The 216-nt window shown below is 44.9% G+C and carries 1 protein-coding gene; it reads left to right on the top strand.

Annotation, left to right across the window (positions count from 1 at the left end; all coding sequences use genetic code 11):
- Positions 1-216: transposase family protein (locus AB4138_RS23760; protein ID WP_372307959.1), on the top strand; the 216-nt coding region annotated here is incomplete at both ends.

The raw sequence follows: 216 nt of genomic DNA, 5'->3' as shown, positions 1-216 counted from the left end.
ATTCTGGGAAGGCTTTCAAATAGTAAAGTCTCACCAGACAGCATCACTTATTACCCTGACTCTTAAACCTAACTCTGAGGCTAAGTGCCTTTGTGGTCTCGAGGCCGAGGCTATTCATGAGTATCAATGGCGTCATGTAAAAGAAGCCATGTTGCTCGGTGTTCCTGTTGAACTTTCCGTTCAAACACGAAGAATTAAGTGTCGTGACTGCGGCAT

It is taken from the genome of Vibrio sp. 10N.286.52.C3, from assembly GCF_041468865.1.
In the GTDB taxonomy this organism is placed as follows: domain Bacteria; phylum Pseudomonadota; class Gammaproteobacteria; order Enterobacterales; family Vibrionaceae; genus Vibrio; species Vibrio crassostreae_C.
This window is presented reverse-complemented; position numbering and strand designations above follow the sequence as displayed.